Origin of the sequence: Sorangium aterium (genome assembly GCF_028368935.1) — a bacterium.
Lineage (GTDB): Bacteria > Myxococcota_A > Polyangia > Polyangiales > Polyangiaceae > Sorangium > Sorangium atrum.
On sequence record NZ_JAQNDK010000001.1, the window covers coordinates 3,803,661 to 3,819,694 of the forward strand.

Consider the following 16,034-nt stretch of genomic DNA (forward strand, 5'->3'; position numbering starts at 1 on the left):
ATCAATGAACCGAAACAGTCAAGCACACCTCGGTGAGGATGCTTATCAGATCACGGAAACCGTGGCGGTATTGCCGCGCAGCATCTGGCGGCGCGCGCGCCGCGCGACCTCCGGCGCGAGCGCCTTGCTGCACTCGCTCCGGCACGCAGTCGCTCAGCCGCGCCGGGTCTTGGAGCTCGAGCTGCAGATGTGGCGTCGAATCGGCACGCTCGCGATCGACGACGACGTGTGCGAGGTAGACGGCGAGCTTTCCCTCATCATGGAGGACTTCGGAGGCACACCGCTCGAGATTCCCGCGAAGGGTCTGGAGGTCGGAACGTGCCTGGAGCTCGCGCTCGGCATGTCTCGCTTGCTGCATCGCTTGCACGAGCAGGGGCTGCTTCATCAGGACGTGAGCCATAAGAGCTTTCTGGTCAATCTCGAGACTCGACGTGTCGAGTTTGCCGATCTCCTGGCAGTCTCCGAGGACGCGGCAGTCGACACCGCTTGCGAACCCGCGCACTCACTCTCCCACGTCGCGCCAGAGCGGACGGGCCGCCTCAACCGCCGCCCCGATCACCGAGCAGACTACTATTCTCTAGGCGTCACGCTCTTCCAGATGCTGACGGGCCAGCTGCCGTTCGCGGCGAGCGATGCCATCGGCTGGGCTCACGCGCACGTGTCCAAGCGCGCTCCGCTCGTCACGGAGTTGTCGCCCGACATGCCGCCAGTCCTCGCACAGCTCGTGTCCAAGCTGCTCGCGAAGAATCCTGACGAGCGCTACCAGAGCGATCACGGGCTGCTGAGCGACCTGACCACGCTCTATGAGAGCTTCCGGCGAACGCAGACCCTCCCTGCTGTGGTCCTGGGGGTGAATGACGTTTCCAGTCAATTCATGGTCAGCCGAGACGTGCAAGGACGTGACGCCGAGCTGTCGGCGCTGGGAGGCGCCCTCCACGACGTGTGCTCCGGCAAGAGGCTGCTCGTGCTCATGCCAGGAGCCGCGGGCGCCGGAAAGTCCGCCGTACTCGCGGAGTTCCTGCAACAGCACGGCGGAGCGCCGGCGCGACTGCTGTCGACGGCGTTCGAAGAGCGAGCTCAGGCAGTGCCGCTGTCTGGATTGGCGCAGGTGCTACGACGCCTGGCAGGGGACCTGCTGTCGCTCTCCGAAGCCGAGCTGACGGAGCTGCGGCAGCGCGTGACCGCAGCTCTGGGGCACAACGCAGGCATGATGACCGAGCTGGTGCCGGCGCTCTCCTGCGTCACCGGTCCCTCCACGTCCATCGTCGCGTTGAATCCCATCGAGGCGCAGCGCAGGTTGCAGCATGTCTTCCTCTCCTTCATCCGTATCTTCGCCACGCCGGAGCGTCCCCTCGCCTTCGTCCTCGACGATTCTCAGTGGCTCGACGCCGCCTCTGCCGAGGTGCTGTCTGCCATTTTGACGAATCCCGACTCGAGTCACGTGATGGTGCTGGCCGCGCTCCGCGGCGGTGATGTCAGTGACGTACCGACGCTCCTGAACATGCAGAGAGCGTTGCACCGGGCGAAGAGGGTCGTGCTGACATTGCCGCTCGGACCGCTGTCCTCCGAGGCGGTCGCGGAGATCGTGGCTCGCTCGCTGCGCGCGCCTGTCGCTGAAGCCCGCGGGCTCGCGGAGATCGTGAGGCGCAAGACCGATGGTAACCCGTTCTTCATCGGTCAGCTGCTCGTTTCCTTGCATCGACAGGGCATCCTGCGTCTGGAGGTCGAGCGCGGCCGATGGTCCGCTGACTTGCAGCGCGCGGAGGCGCACCCCGCTTGCGACAATGTCGGCGCGTTGATGGCGGAGCGCCTCGAGAACCTCGGTCCCGACGCGGCGAGGCTGCTGTCCGCCGCAGCATGCTTCGGCATGCATTTCGATCTGCAGACCCTGTCGGAGGCCGTGGGCAGGCCGCCCGCGGCCTGTCTTGAGCTCCTTCGGGAGGGGCTGGCCCATCGTCTCCTGTCCGAGGTCTCCGTCGAGGCTCGGGCGGAGCCGTCAGCGCCTGGCCGGAGCCACGAGCCTGCATCGTACGCGTTCGAACACTCGCGCGTGCAGCAGGCCGCGCTCTCGCGCGCCAGCGACGCGGAGCGTGTGGCAGCTCATGGTTGCATCGGACGGATCCTGCGCGAGCGCCTGCGGGGCGATCGCGCGCCGAGTCGACTCTTCGATGTGCTTCATCATTTGAACGCCGCTCGCGGCGCGATCCATGACCGAGAAGAGCACCTCGACCTCGTGGAGCTCAACCTGACCGCGAGTCACCAGGCGCTTCAGAGCGGCGCGTGGAGCATCGCGGGAGCCCACGCCGAGATCGCCGTCGAGCTGCTGGTCAGGTGCGAGAGCGAATGTTCGCCGGATCTGGCCTTTCGAGCGATCTTCGCGCGCGCCGAGACAGCGTTCGTGCTGGCTGATCCGCATGTCGAAGCGCTCTGCGAGGAGGCGTTCAGGCTCGCCCCCGACCTCCTGGCGCGCGGCCGAGTTCATGTCTTGAAGACCCGGATCCTCGAGCACGGCGGGCGAATGCTGGACGCCGTGGTCCAGGTACGCGCAGCCCTGGCCGAGTTCGGCGTGCGCTTGCCGGAAGCGCCCGACGAGATCAACCAGGGCATCGGTGAGGGTATCGGCAAGCTGCAAGCGCACTTGGCGCGCGTGACGATCGAGGGCCTGGCGGCTCTTCCGACGGCAGAGGACGCAGGGTCGCGCTTGGTCCTCGAATTGCTGGCGCAGGTGATTCCCCCGGCGTTTCAGACCTATCCGCCCTTGTTCTTCCTGGCGGAGCTCATCATGTTCGACCTGGCGCTATGCCGCGGCGTCGACGCGGTCTCGTGCAAGAACTTCGCTGACTGCGGCATCATCCTCCTCGCGATGCTGGGCGACTACGATGCCGCCTATCGCATCGGCCTGGCTGCCTTCGAGCTCTTGAAGCGCTTCTCGCCGACCCCGGTCGAATCGGGCGTGTGCTTCGTGTTCGCGGGCTTCCTTGCGCACTGGAAGGCGACTTACCGAGATCTGTTCGCGGTTTACGACCGGGGGGAGAAGAGCGGGCTCATGCTCGGCGACCTGCAGCACGTCGCCTACGCCAAGAACGATCGCGCCCAGCGCTCGTTCTTGGTCGGTGCGCGGCTGCGGGCCTGCCGCGAGCAGGTAGCGGAGCTGCGGCGCTACCTGACGCACATTTCGGCGGCAGGTCAGCTGGTCAATGCGCTGGTCGTCGAGCGAGCCGTCGCTCGATTGACGGCACGCGAATCGGAGAAGCAGGCCGTCGCCGCGGCCGACCACGAAGCGACCGCCGTGGTGGTTGCCGAGAAGAGCACCCAGTACTCGTACGCCTACGGGCAAGCCCAGATGATGACGAGCTTCATCCTCGGCGACTTCGCTTCGGCGCGTCAGTGGATGGAGTTCACCCGGGAGTTCTTGATCATCGCGGCGGGGCAGTTCTCGCTTCCCGATTACAAGCTCTTCGAAGGGCTGCTGGCGGCGAGGGCGTGCCGCGAAGGAGGCCCGGAGGCGCGGGAGGCCCTGCTCGCTGTCATCGAGGAGAATCTGAAGCAGCTCGAGGCCTGGTCCCGTCTGTGCTCGGAGAACTTCGCTCACAAGGCTCACTTCCTGTCCGCCGAGCACGCGCGCCTGACGGGGCAGCCGCTGCAAGTCGTGCTCGCCCGCTACCGCGACGCGATCAGGACGGCCGGAGACGGGTTCATCCACTTGCGGGCGCTCGCCCACGAGCACCAGGCCCAGATGTGGCTATCGCTGGACGAGCCCCTTCACGCCAGGACATGCCTGGAGACGGCTTACCGGCTCTACGCTGACTGGGGCGCCACGGCGAAGCTCGAATTGCTAGCGCGTGAGCACCCCGCTTTGCTCGCGGATACCGTGAGAGGAGACATCGCGACAGCACGCGGCGCGATGGCGGCCGGCCAGGGTTTCGACAGCGCGTCCCTGCTCAAGGCAACGCAGAGCATCTTCGTCGAGGTCGAGACCGAGCGGCTGTTCGCCGCGCTGATGGCCACGTTGATCGAGAACGCCGGGGCAGAGCACGGCTGCCTCGTCTTGCAAGACGACACCGATCGCGCGTACTACGTGGAGGCGCGCGCCCACGTGGAGCGCCCGATTACGCGCCTTTCGCAGCGCGTGGAGTACTCGGAAGCCGATTTTTTGTGCCCCACCGTCGTCAGCTACGTGCTGCGCACGGGAGAGGCCGTCACGCTGGACGACGCAGCGAAGGCCGGCGCCTTCCAGGCGGACCCGCAAATTCGAAAGAGGGGCGTACGTTCGGTGCTGTGCGCTCCCATCATGCGCAAGGGCGACGTCCTGGGCGCGCTGTACGTGGAGAACAACGTCAGCGCGTATGCTTTCACGCTCGATCGACTGGCTGCGTTGCAGGTGATTGCCAGCCAGGCAGCGATCTCGATTTACAACGCACAGCTCTACGAGAGCCTGGAGCGACGCGTGGCCCAGCGCACCGAGGAGCTGGCGCTCAAGAACGGTCAAATCGCTTCGATGCTCGACAATCTGGACGAGGGCGTCTTCACCATCGGCCGGAACCGGCGTGTCGAACCGGGATACTCTCGACGATTGGCGGACATCCTCGGCAATGCCGAGCTGGTCGGTCGCGACTGCCTCGCGCTGCTGTTCGATGGCTCCAACGTCCGACCGGACGCGCGGAGCGCGGCAGAGGCCGCGCTCAGCTGTGCCTTCGGTCAAGAGCAGTGGCTGGCGGAGCTGAACACCCATCACCTGATCCGTGAAGTGGAGCGTACGGGTCCCGGCGGCAAACCCCAGTTCCTGGAGATATCCTGGAACTTTATCGAGTCGGAAGCGGGCCAGGTGGAGCGCATGCTGGTCACGGTTCGCGACGTGACCTTGCTGCGTAGCTTGAGACAAGCGGCGCGCAACAAGGAGCGCGAGGTCGACATCATGGTGCAAGCGCTCGATTGCGGCGTCGAGGCCACACGCGCGTTCTGCGTCGACTGTCGCGAGCTGCTAGCCGCAAATCGCGCGGCGCTCGGGCCGCATGTCGAGAGCTCCGAGCAGCTCTGCGATGCCGTCTTGCGCAACCTGCACACCCTGAAAGGCAACGCTCGCCTGCACGGCTTCACGCACCTGGTGGACTGCCTGCACTCCGCGGAGCACGCCTGCCAGGCGTTGCGCCGGGAGCCAGCGCGACCGAGCGACAGGCACGAGCTGCTGGAGCAATTGGACGCCGTCGCGCGAACGGTCGCGGAGTACGAATCGGTTTGCCAGCAAAGGCTGACGGCCGTGAGCAAGAGGCTGGATGAACGGAGCGAGGGTGTCCTTCACGACATCCGGGGCCTGGTCGCAACGGCCGCTCCCACCGGCGCGGCCGAGGCGCTGGCGCGCAAGCTGCGTGGAGTCCTCGCGCGCCTCGATCCTACGTCGGTGGCGCGCTTGGTCGACGAGACGCGCGAGATGTTGCCGAGCTTGGCCGCCGAGCTCGGGAAGCCCGCGCCCGCGGTGCTCACGGAGCAGGCCGAGGCGCAGCTGGCCAGCGACTGGACGGGACTCGTGAAAGACATCCTGGTTCAGTGCTTTCGCAACTCCCTCTATCACGGCATCGAGAGGCCCGACGTGCGAGAGCTCGCCGGCAAGCCGGCGCAGGGCCGCATCGATGTTCGCGTGCGGCGCGGACCGAGCGCGCTCGAGCTGCAGATCTTCGACGACGGCAGCGGACTTTCACTCGAGAAGCTGCGTCGGAGGGAGGGCGTTCATGCGCTGCCCGATGAAGCCCTGGCCGACCAGATCTTCCTGTCCGGCGTCTCGACCGCAGAGACGATCGGTCAAGTAGCCGGTCGAGGTGTCGGGCTCGACATCGTGCGCGCGAGCCTCCGGGCTCGCGGCGGTGACGCCCTGGTGCGCTTCACCGGCGAGGAGCGCGATGGCCACCGGCCGTTCATGCTGGTCCTCCTTATGCCGAAGAGCGCGCTCGCCTCCCGCTCCCGAGCGGCGCCCGACGCGCCTCGGTGACCCCTTGACACGGTGCCGTTCGATCACGCCCGCTGGCGTGCACCCGCGCCGTCGAGGTCGAGCCCGGCTTTGATGCTGGGAGCCAGGAGCAGCGGGAACGGTGGAAGGATTCTGTTGAACGGCGCCTCTTGCCCGGGTGCGTGAGCGCCTACGACTCGCCGCGACCGCGACCGCAACCGCGCCTCGGGCCCGAGGGAGCACCAGGCTCGTGGGGCCCGTCCGGAGCGCCGCGTCAAGCGTCAACAGGAGCGGACGCCTCGGCCGGCTGCCGCTGCGCCCCCTCGGGCTTGAGGACATCTGCGCGCAGTCCATTTTGATTGACGCCAGACATGTGAGCGTTCACATTTGGCGCAGGGTATTCTTTCGCCTTGCCCTGGATAGGTGCGTCATGCGCACCGGCCGTTCTCCTTATGCGCGTTCACGGTGGCGGTCGGGCTGCTGGCTCCCGTCGAGGCGCATGCAGGGGGAGGAAGCAGCAGTTGGACCCTGCTGGGATGACATAGCAAGGCACACTTGCCCTCTGGATGGGCAACGATTCGAGGATTTCAAGGGCGCGTCGGCAGCTGGATCAGCTTACGTTCGAGGCAAAAATCATGCGTGAGAGTCACGATTCCACCATTCGTCACGTCAGGCTGCTGGTGGCCGCATCACTCACGGGGTTCGCTGGGTTGGCTGCTTGTTCGTCGGATGGAACGAGCCCCAACCTGGCTGGCGGCGAAAGCTCGGCTGGCGGCAGCGCAACCGGCGGAGCCGACGCCACTGCAGGAGCCGGAGGAGCGGTAGAGGCCGGTGGCGGCGGCAGCGCCGGCGCGATGGCCGGTGGCGGAGCGGGCGGCGGCGGCGGCGGCGGCGGCGGCGGCGGCGAGGTTCCAGACGAGACCGGGACGCGGCAAGCGGCGTACTACGTGTCGCCTTCCGGTAGCGACGACAATCCAGGCACGGCCAGCGCGCCCTTCAAGACGGTCACCAAGGCGCGCGACGTCGTCCGCACCGTCAACGCCGATATGACCGGCGACATCTACGTTTACCTCCGAGCTGGCACGTACAGCCTCACCGACGCCATCGCCTTCGCGCCGTCGGACTCGGGCACGAATGGCCATCGCGTCTACTATCAGGCTTACCCCGGGGAAACGCCCGTTTTGAACGGCGCGACGAAGGTGACCGGATGGACGCCGGACACGGGCAATATCTACAAGGCCAAGCTGGACCGAACGACGAAGCTGCGCAACCTGTACGTGAACGATGCTCGTGCCCTGATGACGAGCAAGCGGGTCACGTCGCGCGGAGGTGTCGGGACGTACGGCGTGACGGCCGGGCAGCACAGCTGGGCTTGGGCGAGCGGCAGCGGCAGTGACGGCGCCAAGTACGACCTCAACGCGGTGCCTGCCATCGCCAGCAACAAAGACGACCTCGAGATCGTGAACGGCACCACTTGGAACGAGAATATCGTTTGCGTTCGTGATGTCACCACCACGCCAGACAACTTCCGCGCGCTGCTCTTTCAACAGCCCTACGGCACCATTGCGCAAACCCCCGGTTGGAATTCGGGCTTCAGTGTTTCTGGCTCCCACACGATATACAACGCGCGTGAGTTCTTGGACTCACCCGGTCAGTTTTACTTCGACAAGACGACCGGGACCCTCTACTACTACCCGCGGCAGAGCGAAGACATGGCTCAAGCCGACGTGCAGGCGCCGATCGCAGAAAAGCTGATCGACATCGTCGGCGCCTCCAGCGCTAACCGCGTCAAGAACCTTACCTTCCAGGGCATCACCTTCGCCAACACCGACTACAACCTATACAGCGTGGACGGGTCGCGCGGCAAAGCGACGGTACAGGGCGCCACCATCTACGTTGCTTACGGCGACGGCAACTGGCACAACAGCAAATACGAAATCATCGACACGCTTCCCGGGATGATCACGGTCAACAACGCCGACTCGATCAACTTTATCGGCAACGTGGTGAAGCACAGCGGCAATGAGGGCATTTCCTTCATCAACGACGTCGTAAATTCCAGCATCGTCGGCAACTACATCACCGACATCGCCGGCAGCGGCATCACGGTCGGCCACCCGCAGCACCTGTACGTGGGCGACACCGGTCCACACCGCAAGTTCGGCTCGGGTGTCGAAGGCATCTGTAAGAACGACACCATCAGCAACAACCTGCTGTACGACGTGAGCTCACTGCCGGGCTTCGGTGGCCATTCGGGCATCACCGCGTTCTTCGTCGATGGCCTGAAGATAACCTACAACCACATCCAGAAGACGGCCTACAACGGCATCAACCTGGGCTGGGGCTGGCGGAACTTCCCCGACTCGACCACCTGCAAAGACAATGCGATCAACAACAATCGCTTCATCGATACCTTGAGCAGGCTACACGACAGCGGCGCGGTCTACACGCTAGGTCAGATGCCGGGCACGACCATCAACGAAAACTACGTCAAGGGCATTCCGCCCGCGACGAGCGGCCCCACGTACGGCCTGCACAACGACGAGGGCAGCGCGTACATCACGCAGAACGACAACGTGCTCGACATCGACCCCGGCGTAAAATACACGATCAACTGCGAGGATTTCGGGGCCAAGCACCATCTCACCATCCTGAGGACGTACGCCACCGTGAACAAGATGGGCATCAACCCGCCCGATAGCAGAATCGACCCGCCGGTCGCGGTTCCGGACAACATGTGGCCGGCAGCGCAATACGAAATTTGCCTGAGCTCCGGCATCCAGGAAGAGCACCGGGGCATCATCCCCAGCAGACTGCTCGCGGTTCAAGACTACGTGTTCCCGGCGAGCGCCTCGGTGGCATCCGGCACCAAGACGATCAAGATCAGGAGCACCGGCGCGGCGGCCAACGCCGTCTGGCTCGCGCCGGCCGGCACCGGCACGTTCACAGAGGGCGCGACGATGACGAAGGCGGCGGGGGACGCTACGTCCATCGCCGTGCCGGCCAGCGCCGGAACGTACAAGCTGCATGTGGTCGATGCGCAGGGCGAAAAGCTCGGTGAATCGGCGGCGCAACTGCGGGTGCGCTGACGTGCCGCGGTGGGCGCTACAGCAGCGGCGCCCACCTTGAAACCTATCCCAGCAGGAGCACCTGGGATCTTGGGAGACGATGAGGAGGCGCGCGATCGACCAGGCGTTCTTCTTGACGCGCGCCTCGGCCGCCACGTCGACCCGCGGCGCCTCGGCGCCCTCGGTCACGGCGGCTCGCATCTGCATCTGTCGCGCGCGCCCGCCCGGGGTATGCTGGCCGGCGTCGTGGACTGGGATGACGTGCGCCATTTTCTCGCGCTCGCTCGAACGGGCTCCGTGCGCGCGGCGGGCTCGATGCTCGGCGTGAGCCACTCGACCGTGGCGCGGCGGGTCGAGGCCCTCGAGGCGCGGCTCGGCGTGAAGCTGTTCGACCGGCACCGCGACGGGTACCAGCTGACGGACGCGGGCAACGAGATGGTCTCGGGGGCGGAGCGCGTCGAGCGGGAGATGGCCGCGCTGGAGCGCGGCATCGCCGGGCAAGACGCGCGGCTCGAGGGGCCCGTGCGGGTGACCTGCACCGACCCGTTCATCGCGAAGATCCTCCTCCGCGCCCTCGCCGGCCTCTGCGAGCAGCATCCCGGCATCGAGCTCGAGCTGGATGCCGACGCCAAGAACCTGGATCTGTCGAAGCGCGAGGCCGACGTCGCGGTGCGCGCGCTCTTGCCCGGCGCGGCCCCGCCGGAGCACCTGATCGGGCGGCGGCTCGCCCCCATCACCCTCTGCAGCTACGTCGCGACCGCGCACGCTGCCCGGCTCGACCCCGAGCGCGGCGCGCGCCCCGCGCGCTGGCTCGGATCCAGCGTGCACAGGATCGTCAAGGAGCTCGTCGCGTCGTCGAGCTATCCCGAGGTTCCGATCTGGGGCACGTTCGAGTCGATGGCGATCATGGTGGAGGCCGCGCACGCGGGCCTCGGCTTCGTGATGTTGCCCACCTACGCCGGCGATCCGGAGCCCGGGTTGCAGCGGCTCGCGAGGCCGGACCTGCGCCACGTCGCCGATTTCTGGCTCCTCAGCCACCGCGACCTCCGGGACAACGCGCGCCTGCGGGCCGCGCGCGAGGGCATCAGCGCGGCGATGGCGGAGCGCGCGGCGCTGTTTCGCGGCGAGGCCGAGGGGTGGCGCGAAACTGCGCCCCTGCGTCACGAAACTGCACCGGGCGCAGCCGCGCCGCGTGCGTAGATTCATCGACCACCATGACCACCATGACCGCCGACGCCAAGTTCTGGGACGACCTCGCCGAGAAGTACGCCGCCAAGCCGGTGGCGAACGTCGCGGCCTTCGAGCGCAAGAAGGCCATCACCCGCGAGCGCCTGCGCCCGCGCTCGACAGTCCTCGAGATCGGCTGCGGCACCGGCTCGCTCGCCCTGGAGATGTCGCAGTTCGCGGGCCACATCCACGCGATGGACGTCTCTGGCGAGATGATCCGCATCGCCAACCAGAAGAAGCAGTCCCAAGGCGCGGCCAACGTCACCTTCCGCCAGGGCACGCTGGACGGACCTACCCCGTACGAGCCCGAGCACTTCGACAGCGCCTGGGCTTACTCCATCCTCCACCTCGTCCCCGATCGGAGGCGCACCCTCAAGACGATCTTCGACCTCCTCAAGCCGGGCGGCTCGTTCATCTCGTCCAATGTCTGCCTCGGCAGCACCTGGCTACCTTACGGCGCGATCATCACGGTGATGCGCTGGTTCGGGAAGGCGCCGTTCGTCTACACCTACGATCGCGAGACGATCCTCCGCGAGATGCGCGAGGCAGGGTTCGTCGAGATCGAGGAGAGGGACGTTGGTGCTGGGAAGATGGTTGCGTTCCTCGTGGCGAAGAAGCCGGGGTAGGACGCAGCTCGCTGCGACCGACCCTCATGCGGCCAGCCAACCCTGGTTCCGATTCGAGATCGGATGCTCCCCGCGGCGCTCGGCCACGGGGCACGGGGATGCGGGAGCAACGATAGCGGCAAAATCCGGGTCAGAACCGCGACCGGAATCGGCGCGATCCCGTGCCAGCATAGTTCGTCAAGCTCTCCGTAAAGCACCGATGAGCTTGGGGGACAGTCCCCTACAATCCACGTCACTTCATGTCGATTTCGCGAGGCCTCGTTGCTCGTCGAATTCTTGCTCCGACCCGCTTTTCACTCGGCAGGTCTGCTAGCACACTACATTCATTCGCTGGAGCCGATCGTCTCCGGGCGAAGCACGGCGAGCAGGTGGCAGGGCGGCGGGGGCGTACCGTGCTCGCGACGGCTCGCCCCCTCGACGCGTGGAAGCCCAGGAAGGCGTCCCGAGCCTGCGGACCGGCCCGGGCGCTCGCATCCACGTCGACCCGTGTCCGCTCCTGGAGAACACCGATGTTCAACCTCACGCATCATCGCCTCTCGCTGCTCGCCCTGCTCGGCGTGCTGGCCGTGCCAGCGCTCGCCTGCGAAGCCCCGCGCGAGGGCGGCCTCGCGGGGGACCTCGCCGAGGCCGAGCTCGACGTCGAGGACGATGTCGGCGCGCTGGCCGCTGCCGATGTCGCCGTGGCGGACTATTTCATCGCGACCCATCCTGACTACCGAAAATGCGTCGCGCCGATCTGCGGCGGCCATTTCGTCGCCCGCGTCAACACCAGCGTGACCCGCTGCGCCGATGGAACTTGGCAAGAAGAATGCCATATGTTCGAGCTGGATCTGTCCGGGCTCGGCCTCGACCGCTCGACCGAGGCCAAAGCAAGAGAGGCGTTCGGCGCCGGGCAGGCGCTGGTCCGCGGCGGCCTGAAGCAGGTCGCGCTCGGCGACCTGCGGTCGCGGCCGGCTGACGTCCTCGTCGCCAGCGAGATCTGGCTCGGGGCGACGGGCAATACGCCGAAGGGCCACTTTTCTCGGGTCGACAGCACCGGGATCGTGTGCGTGACGTATCCCTGTCCCTCCTTCTCCGAGCATGGCCTGAACACCGACCTGAGCGGTCCGCTCGACGGCGTCGATCTGTCCGCGTCCGGGGCCACGGCGAAGCAGGTCGAAGGCGGCATGAAGGCGCTCTCCACGGCCGGTCTGCTGGTCGCCGGTCAACATGCGATCATCACCGGTCCGGCCGGCTCGATGAACCGCCTCGACGCGGCGGAGTTCTACCTGCGCCTGAAGTGATGATGCCGGCCCCCTCGTGTCTGCCCGTGCCCGCCCGGCTCCAGGGCCGACGCGCCCGCGCCCGATAGCACTGTTTCACCTCTCGAACGCCGCCGTTCCAGCTCGCTGTCTGGTGTCGCCCACCGTGTCGCCGCATACTCTGGACATGATCCTGGCGCGGTTGCCGGGCGGGGCGGATCGGATGCGCCTGCCTCCGGACCTCCGGCTGCGGCGGGCTCATCTTGTGGCTCGCCGGTGCAGAGGGCATGACGGAGGATGGAACCTGGCCTCGCGCTTGGCTTGGAAGTTAACTCAACATAACCACACATTGGCAAACCAATGAAACACATCTATCACATGACGCCCATGCGCGCCCTGCTCTGCAGCCTCATCGCCGGAGGCATCTCGCTGAGCGCACCCGCTCAAGCTCAGACGGTGTTCGGAGTCTACGAAGGAGAAGCTTGCCCCGCAGGATACACGCCGCTCGCCCCAGTCGACGCCTTCTGGACGTTTCTCGCCCGCTGCGATGAGCTCCCCTATTCAGGGGTCTTTCGTATCGCAGACGGGGCTTCGATAGATGGCCCGTGGAATAACTGCCAGCAGCACGCCAACGATACCCGCGAGCTGGAATACACGCTCTGCAAACCCAACTACCAGCTCTTTGACATTGACGGGACCACCTTTGCGGTGGTGAGAGGCGGAGAGCAATGTCTAGAAGGCTTCGAGCACGTGGATTTCGCTACCGCCTCCGCCTATTCGGATGAGATATGCACTCACGTCGGGTACTGGGGGATCGCGAGGATCGGCGGAGGGGGCTCCATCGACGGTGTAGGTTACAATTGCGGCATCCGCGCGACCGACTCTCGCCAGCTCGGTGATGCCATCTGCGTAGAAATCGAGTGAACCTCCCGAACCAGAGGCAGCTGGCGCAACCCCTGCCGACCTGGCGAGCATCTCACCTCGCCGGCGCGTCCCGCCCGCCCAGGCACACGCCCACGTAGTCGGCGACCATCCTCTCCAGCGAGAACCGCTCCCGCGCGCGCTCCCACCCCGCCGCCCCCATGCGCGCCCGCCGCGCCGCATCGGCGCCGAGCTCCGCGAGCGCCGCGGCGAGCGCCTCCGCGTCGCCCGGCGGCACCAGCCGGCCCGTCACGCCGTCGTCCACCTGCTCGGACATGCCGCCGACCGCGGTGGCCACCACCGGCAGCCCCTCGGCCATCGCCTCCAGCGACGCGTTCGGGCACCCGGCAGGCTCGGCGATCAGCGCGAACACGTCGAGCTCTCGCAGGAACGCGCGCGTGTCGGCGAGCTCGCCGACCCACTCGACCGGCAGCCCCGCCGCCATCCGCCGCAGCTCCTCGGCGTGCGCCTCGGCGCCGCGCTCCACGCCGCCCGCGATGCGCAGCACGTGCGGCGGCAAGCGCGGCGCCGCGAGGCGCAGCGCCGCGAGGAGCTCGTCGAGCTTCTTGTGCGGGTGGATCCGCGCCGCCGTCCCGATCGCGAGCAGCGCGCGCCCGCCGCCGGACGCGCGCTGCTCGGGCGCCGGCGAGCACGGCGCCGCAACCGGGCGCGGGCCGAGGGCCACGCCGTTCGGCACGACGTGCGCCGGCGCCCCGAGCACCTCGGCGGCGAGCGCCGCCTCGGCCCCGTACTTGACGATCACCCCCGCAAGGCGAGCGCCGTAGTCGCGCGGCGCGCTGTAGGGCAGCCCGCGGCGCGGCGACGCGAAATACCGGCGCAGCGAGGCGAAGTACATCTCGCCCGGGCTGATGTCGAAGAGCGGGACGTCGAGCAGCCCGTCGGCCAGGAGCACCTTGTGCTCGGCGATCACGTTCCACATCAGCACGGCCTCGGGCGGGTCCTCCTCGATCGCGCGCAGCAGCCGCTCCACCGCCTCGGCCGGCTCGATGTCTGCCGGCGGAGGCACCGCCAGCACCGGGATGCCCGCGGCCTCGAGCGCGCGCCGCCCCGGCGTCGGGTACTCCGGCTGCTCCTCGATCACGGCCGCCCGGCCGCGCACGCCGGCCCCCGCGAGGCCGAGCAGCAGCCGGCGCGCGCTCGACTGGGCCCCGCCCATCGAGAAGTTGTTCGTGACGAGGAGCAGCCCGTCGCCCCGGCGCAGGCCGCGGTTCCGCGCGATCGCCCGCGGGTAGAGCCGCGCGTAGCCCTCGGCCATCCGCGCGAGGCTGAAGTGCCGCGCCACGACCTCCCGGCCGCTCGGCGGCCCCACGCCGGCGCGCGCCTCCGCCGCGACCTCCCGGCCGCCTGTCGACGGGTCGCGCGCATCGCCCGCGGCGCCGGCGCGCGCCGCGGCCACGATCGCCCCGGCGAACCGCTCGGGCGCGGCGTCGAGCGGCAGGTGGACCATCGCCGGCGGCTCGGCCGCGATCTCCGCGGTGCCGCCGGCGCCGGTCGCGACGACCGGGAGGCCCGCCGCGAGCGCCTCCAGGTGCGCGAGGCTCAGCCCCTCGTGGGCGCTCGGCGACACGAGGACGTCGGCCGCCGCGAGCAGGCCGGCGACGTCGCCGACCGCCCCCGCGAAGCGCACCTCGGCGCGCAGGCCGAGCCGGTCGACCTCGCGTCGGATCTCCGCCTCCGCGGCCAGCGCCTGCTCGCTGCCGGGCGAGGCGCTCCCGGCGATGACGAGCCGAGCCGCCCGCGGATCGCCGGCCGCCGCCAGCGCGGCCCGCGTGGCCGCGAGGATTCCAGGCAGCAGGTGCAGCCGCTTCTGCGGCCGCGGGTTCGCCACGGCGAGCAGCACGAGGTCGTCCGGCGCGATCTCGAGACGCCGCCGCCACGCCGCGGCCTCCGCCGACCCGGACCGGCGCGCCGCCTCCGCAGGCGCGAGGTCGATGCCGTTCCAGACCGTGCGCGCCGGGATCGGCAGCGCGCGCTCCGCGAGCTCCGCCTCGACCGCGCGCGCACACGCGACGAGCAGCGCCGCGTCGTCCGGAGCGAGGCGCTCCAGGCCCGCCGGCCAGCCCGCAGCCACGTTATGCACCGTGACGAGCGGCCGGAACCCGCGCGCGGACAGCCGCGCGAGATCCTCGGCGTCGAGCAGGTGCGCGTGCGCGAGATCCGCGCCCCACGCGGCGAGCCCGCGGGCGAGCGCGTCGAAGCGCGCCTCCCGATCGCCGCGCGCATCGGACAGATCCAGCGCCCCCGGCGGCGCGGCGAACGTGGCGCGGGTCGGCCGGTACACCGCGCAGACGAGCGAGCGCACGCCGCGCCGCGGCAGCTCCCTGGCGAGGTCGATCGCGATCCGCTCGGCGCCCCCCTGCTGCAAGCTGGTCACCACCTGCGCGACCCGCGGCGCCGCGTCGTCGCACACGTCGAGCGGCGCGTGCCGCACCACGCGCGCCCGCCGCGCCCCGAGCTCGCCCTGGAGCGCGGCGTCGAGCGGCTCGCCCGCGCCGAGCCGCGCCGCGACGCCCGCGGCGAGCGCCCCGTCGAGGTACACGCTCGCCGCGCGGGGTAGCCCCGGAGCGCGGCGGGCGCGCGCGGCGCGGCTCAGCTCGCCGCCCGTGGCGCGCAGCAGCTCGGCCCACGCCGTGGCGTCGGCGTCGACCCACGCCGTGGCGTCGGAGCGCGCAGGGACGATCGCCGGCAGATCGATCGGCGCAAGGACGGCGCCGAGCGCGCAGAGCGGTAGCCCGGTGTCGCTCGGCGGCGGGAACGGCTCGAGCGCGGCGGAGGGCGCAGGCCAGGCGCCCCCGCGCACGAGCCACACCGGCCCCGCCGCGAGTTCCTCCGCCGCGGCCGCGAGCGGCGCCGCCGTGAGGTCGACCGGCGCGAGCCCGGCGAGCCGGAGCGCGCGCAGCGTGCGGCCGGCGCGGGCGCGGTGCGCGGGCGCCTCGGCGAAGACGGCGCAGAGCGGGCGGCACATGCGGGACATGCGAAACATGCGCGA

Annotated in this window: 7 protein-coding genes; 6 read left to right on the forward strand and 1 reads right to left on the reverse strand. The window is 68.7% G+C overall.

The annotated features are described in order from the left end of the window. Window positions 1-4: 4 nt before the first annotated feature. From POL72_RS14100 to POL72_RS14125, 6 genes are all read left to right on the forward strand, one after another. Window positions 5-5,983, forward strand: a complete 5,979-nt coding sequence (locus POL72_RS14100; RefSeq protein ID WP_272095720.1) for an AAA family ATPase — start codon at window positions 5-7, stop codon at window positions 5,981-5,983. A 524-nt stretch (window positions 5,984-6,507) separates the two neighbouring features. Continuing rightward, entirely contained in the window at window positions 6,508-9,030 is a 2,523-nt protein-coding gene (locus tag POL72_RS14105; protein WP_272095721.1) for a right-handed parallel beta-helix repeat-containing protein, read from the forward strand. Window positions 9,031-9,099: 69 nt separating this feature from the next. Continuing rightward, window positions 9,100-10,209, forward strand: coding sequence for a LysR family transcriptional regulator (locus POL72_RS14110; RefSeq protein ID WP_272095722.1), 1,110 nt, complete (start codon window positions 9,100-9,102; stop codon window positions 10,207-10,209). A 14-nt stretch (window positions 10,210-10,223) separates the two neighbouring features. Beyond that, window positions 10,224-10,862 carry a class I SAM-dependent methyltransferase gene (locus POL72_RS14115; RefSeq protein WP_272095723.1) on the forward strand — a complete coding sequence of 213 codons (639 nt, stop codon included), beginning with the start codon at window positions 10,224-10,226 and terminating at the stop codon, window positions 10,860-10,862. Window positions 10,863-11,371: 509 nt separating this feature from the next. Next, on the forward strand, window positions 11,372-12,145 hold the full coding sequence (locus POL72_RS14120; RefSeq protein WP_272095724.1) for a DUF6748 domain-containing protein: 774 nt from the start codon (window positions 11,372-11,374) through the stop codon (window positions 12,143-12,145). A 318-nt stretch (window positions 12,146-12,463) separates the two neighbouring features. Further along, window positions 12,464-13,027, forward strand: coding sequence for a hypothetical protein (locus tag POL72_RS14125; RefSeq protein WP_272095725.1), 564 nt, complete (start codon window positions 12,464-12,466; stop codon window positions 13,025-13,027). 52 nt (window positions 13,028-13,079) lie between these two features. Here the strand turns inward: POL72_RS14125 and POL72_RS14130 are convergent, their stop codons facing one another. After that, window positions 13,080-16,028, reverse strand: coding sequence for a glycosyltransferase (locus POL72_RS14130; protein ID WP_272095726.1), 2,949 nt, complete (start codon window positions 16,026-16,028; stop codon window positions 13,080-13,082). Between the last annotated feature and the right edge of the window lie 6 nt (window positions 16,029-16,034).